1 protein-coding gene is annotated in these 458 nt (G+C 66.2%); it reads left to right on the top strand.

Features of this window, described 5'->3' with window-relative positions:
• Positions 1–367: transcription antitermination factor NusB (gene nusB / locus EOA24_RS40725; protein ID WP_127410958.1), on the top strand; the 367-nt coding region annotated here is incomplete at its 5' end.
• Positions 368–458 lie beyond the last annotated feature (91 nt).

Genomic DNA, 458 nt, shown 5'->3' with positions numbered 1-458 from the left:
ATATGAGGCCTTCCGCCTCGGCAAGGAAGTCGATGGCGCGCTCTACCGCGAGGCGGACGCGCAATGGTTCCGCGCCATCCTGACCGGCGTCGTCGAGAACCAGAAGACCATTGACCCGGTCATCCGCCAGGCGCTGACCGAGGATTGGCCGCTGTCGCGGCTGGATTCGACGCTGCGCGCTATCCTGCGCGCCGGCGTCTACGAATTGATGAAGCGCGAAGACGTGCCGGTGGCCGTGATCGTGTCCGAATATGTCGACATCGCAAAAGCTTTTTACGAGGAAGACGAACCCAAGCTGGTGAATGCCGTTCTCGATCGCGTCTCGCGCCGGGTTCGCGGTGAGGGGCGCGGCAAGGACGCTTCGTGACGACCGCAACGGCCGCGGTCGCCGCGACCGGCAGGGAAGGGCGCCGCACAGCCGTCCTGCTTGCCGCCGCGCAGGCGATCGTCGGTTCGGC

It is taken from the genome of Mesorhizobium sp. M2A.F.Ca.ET.039.01.1.1, from assembly GCF_003998035.1.
Taxonomy (GTDB): domain Bacteria; phylum Pseudomonadota; class Alphaproteobacteria; order Rhizobiales; family Rhizobiaceae; genus Mesorhizobium.
Note: the sequence above shows the minus strand (reverse complement) of the source record. Positions and strands in the feature narration are given on the sequence as shown.